Origin of the sequence: Amycolatopsis sp. NPDC051128, assembly GCF_040682715.1 — a bacterium.
Taxonomy (GTDB): Bacteria; Actinomycetota; Actinomycetes; order Mycobacteriales; family Pseudonocardiaceae; genus Amycolatopsis.
On record NZ_JBFBBN010000048.1, the window covers coordinates 73,358 to 76,470 of the forward strand.

General features: G+C 68.6%; 1 protein-coding gene. It reads right to left on the bottom strand.

The features are described 5' to 3' along the window. Positions 1 to 62: 62 nt before the first annotated feature. The gene (locus AB0M82_RS35655; RefSeq protein WP_364731676.1) at positions 63 to 2,885 is read right to left on the bottom strand and encodes a PQQ-dependent sugar dehydrogenase; all 2,823 of its coding nucleotides are present in this window, start codon (positions 2,883 to 2,885) and stop codon (positions 63 to 65) included. Positions 2,886 to 3,113 lie beyond the last annotated feature (228 nt).

Sequence of the window (3,113 nt, forward strand, 5' to 3'; positions counted from 1 at the left end):
CCCTCTACATATTTTACCGCCTCCGGATCTCCGGAGGCGGACCGCGTCGGTTCAGCGCGGCCTCACCAGGGGTGGTCGACTGCGCCGCTCGTGAGGGTGAAGGTGATGTAGCCGCTCTGGAAGTCGCTGCGGTATATGCTGTTTGTCACGTACTCGTCGGTCTTCGGGTAGTGCAGGTAGGACCGTTCCCATCCGAGGGCGGCCCACCGCTTGCGGATCTCGCCCTTCACGGCGTGCGCGCCGGTGGCACCTGTGTAGTAGATCGAGTGGCCGAGGCTGAAGTGGTTGTAGCGGCCGATGCCGTCGGGTGTGCCTGCTTCGTCGGTGGTCGGGTAGCCGAGGCCACGTTCGTAGCCGAGGGCGGCCCACTTCTTGCGGATCTCACCGTAGATGGCGTGCGCGCCGGTGGCGTTCGTGTAGTAGATCGAGCCGACGTTGCCGCCCTTGATGAAGTGGTTGTAGCGGCCGACGCCGTCGGGTGTGCCTGCTTCGTCGGTGGTCGGGTAGCCGAGGCCGCGTTCGTAGTCGAGGGCGGCCCACTTCTTGCGGATCTCGCCGTAGATGGCGTGGGCGCCGGTGGCGTTCGTGAAGTAGATCGAGCCGACGTCGCCGTTGTTGACGAAGTGGTTGTACTGCGCCACGCCGTCCGGTGTCGTTGTGGTGTCGTTCGTCGGCGGACCGAGTTTGGCGTGCCCGCCGAAGGCGACGTACTTGGTCAGCACCGGTCCGGTGACGTACTTGGTGCCGCCGACGGCGCTCCAGTACAGCCGTCCGTTGGTGTAGGTGCGGTAGTGGACCGTGCCGTCGGTGACCTCGGCCGCCGTCGGCGCCCCGAGCTTCGCCCGCAACGCCGGGTCGGCGTCGTAGCGCTGGTCGATCAGGGTCGCGTAGTTCGCCGTCAGCGTCAGGTCGCTCGTGCCGACGGTGACGATCCACGTCGTCGCCGACGGTCCGCCCTGCCAGCCGGTGAACTTCGAGACGCCGTCGATGCCCAGCGGCGCGGCCTCGACGTCGAAGGACGCGCCTTCGGTCACCATGGCCGTGCTGACGCCGCCCTCGACCGGGATGCTCAGCGCCGCGGGCTGCGTGCCGAGGAGGGTGATCCGGTGCCGGCGCGGCATCGCCGTGTACGTCTTGGCCGTGCTGACGCCCGCGCTGTCGGTCACCGTCGCGGTGAAGTCCATCCGGGCGTCCGGGTGCTCGGTGAACGGCAACGCGAAACTCGCCCCCATGCCGCCGACGCCGGGGTGCACGTGGCAGGTCGCTTCGCTCGGGCAGTGCCGGACCGCGGAGGTCCAGGTGACCGGCAGCGCGCCGTCCTCGGCGTCGGTCGCGGTCGCTCCCAGGGTGACCTGCTGGTTGACCGCGAACGTCGCGGTGTCCCCGGGTGTGGTCAGGGTGATCTGCGGGGTGTGGTTGCCGGGCGCGACCGCGATGGTGGTCGTGCCGGTGGCGCCCAGCGGGTCCCGGACGGTCAGCGTCGCGGTGAACGACTCGGTGCCCGCCGCGTAGGCGCGGGACACCTGGGGACCGGTGGCGGTGGTGCCGTCGCCGAAGGCCCAGTCGTAGGTCAGCACGTCGTTGTCGTAGTCGACCGACGCGGAACCGTCGAAGGACACCGTCCGGGTGGCCGGGTCGGCGGTGGAGGAGGCGTTCGCCACCGGCGCGGTGTTGCCGGCCGAATACGACAGGCGGCGCAGCTTCCCGGACAGGATGTCCGCGAAGACGATGTCACCGTTGGCCGCCGCCCCGAACTTCACCGGGCCGCCGATGTCGGTGAAGACCGGCGAGTTCTCCGGGGCCCGGGTGAGCTTGCCCTGGTCGTCGTAGCGCATCGTCCAGATCTTCCGCGCCACGTAGTCGCCGAAGAAGTACGAACCGCGGTAGACGGCCGGGTAGCTGGATCCCTGGTAGACCATGCCACCGGTGACGCTGTTGCCCTGCATGGCGCCGCTGCCGTGCTGGTACTCGAAGATCGGCGGCTGGTTCGCCACCCCCGCGCAGCCCGCGAGCCCGCTGTAGCCCGAAGTCGCGTGGGTGCCCTCCCAGCACGGCCACCCCTGGTTGGCTCCGCGCTGGACGACGTCGACCTCTTCCCAGGCGTTCCAGCCGACGTCACCGGCGATCGGCAGCCCGAGGTTCGGGTCGATAGTGAACCGGAACGGGTTGCGGAACCCGCGCGCGAACACCTTGCTCGCAGCCGCCCCGGGGTTGGCCACGTCGTAGTACGGGTTGGACGGCACGCCGTTGCCGTCGGCCGTCAGGTGGAAGATCTTGCCGTACGGCTGGTTGATGTCCTGGGCGCGCAGCGCACTCGCGTCCATCTTGGTGAAGTCGCCGTTGTCGCCGATCGACAGCCACAACGTCCCGTCCGCGGCGGCGGCGACCGTGTCGATGCCATGGACGTCGAACGTGCCCGGCACCTCGAACAACGACTGCTCCCCGCCCAGCGCGGTCGGCGCGCCCTCCGCGCCCACGGTCACCGTGAATCGCGACAACCGCATGACAAAACCGCCGGTGACGTTGACCGACCGCGTCAGGTAGATCGAGTGCGACGTCGCGTAGTCCGGGGCGACGGCCACACCGACCAAGCCGAGGTCACTGACCGAGCGGGTCGGCAACGTCGCGATCGTCCTGCCCGCCCCGGTCTCCGGCACCCAGCGGACCCGACCGTCCTTGGCCGTGGCGAGGACGGAACCGTCGGGCAGATACGCGAAGTCCGTCAACTGATACTGCCCCAAACCCGTATCGGTCTCCCGCAACACGAACCCCGGCGGAAGTGCCGCCGCCACTGCCACCCCGGTAGACATGACGGGGAGCAACGCCCCTGCCAGCACAGCCGCCACCAAGGCGTGACGAAGTGCGCGAAGTTTTCGCAAGGCCATTTGGCCCCCCTTTCAGGTGATCACTCATCGCCTGAACAGGGGGAACCAGTTTCACTCGTCCGAGTGTTTTTATCTGACTGTTGCCTACTGTCCGTGTTTGTCCGCTCTTCGTTACGGAACAACCTGCACGACGTCACCGGCCTCGACGTGTCCCACGCCGTGCTGGAGAGCATCTGGGACGGCTTCCACGGCGACCCGCGGCTGCGGCCGTCGTGGCTGACCCGGCCG